We start from the raw sequence: 904 nt of genomic DNA on the forward strand, positions 1-904 counted from the left end.
CGGCTACGCTATATTCAAGTTTGGTTTGGTAGTGGTCCGACCGATCATTCCTCGCCACGACGGACGGTTGTCGTGAAAGGTTGAGGCGTTCGAGCTGCCGCAACGATAGGGATGCAAATCCCAGGGCGCTAATCTCGATGAGACCGCGCGAGCCGGCAACGCTTGCGTTGACCCTAGTATCTTCAGTGATTGAAAACCCGTGGTCCTCCCGGCTGCGGCTTGGTGAAAGACGCGCCCTTGCTGCGTCACGCAAAGTTGCTTTGCCGTYGTGGCTCCGTCTGCGACGCGATCCGGGAAAACCTTTAACCTCAGTCCGCGAATTGCCAGATCCACCTGAAGATCAGGAGTTGCAAATCACGGTCKGTAAGCCTATAATTAGAACATTCTTAAATTGCAATAGTAGCAACCCAGCCATGGAGGGCCGAATGGCAAGGAAGATCCTGTTCCTTTTAACTGTGGCAGCGCTTGCCTTGGCGGTCGTCGGCCCTGTCGGAGGGCCAACGGCGTTGGCCGGTCCATGCAATCCGCAGCAACAGCAATGCTAGAGATTTGACATCAAGAAAAGGCCAAGGATTGGACTCTGACTCTGCGTATTGGCCATCGACAGTCCCCAAATCATTGTGGCAATTCGGTCTGCTGATACCCGGCAACCGAAGAGATTTTCCATTCGTGGGGATCGCCGTTTCTGGGCAGTTCATCGTCGCGGCACTCGCAGGCTGCTTGATTATTTGTGCCTTTGCCTGGAAACGATTTTCGGAGCCGAGTTACGATGTCAATGCCGCCGCCTTCCGCGATTTCAAGGATCTAACGGTCTGGAATCTCAAGGACAGCTTTTCGCTGAGACGCGCTTATGTCATCTATTGTCTGTCGCTGATTATTATTTATGCGGTATTAGCATTTTTCG

General features: G+C 53.1%; 1 protein-coding gene. It reads left to right on the top strand.

Annotation, left to right across the window (positions count from 1 at the left end; genetic code table 11):
• Positions 1-669: 669 nt before the first annotated feature.
• On the top strand, positions 670-904 hold a 235-nt coding region (locus AC1D35_RS36425), incomplete at its 3' end, for a hypothetical protein (protein WP_477942900.1).

Source organism: Rhizobium sp. P1_E6, assembly GCF_056405875.1.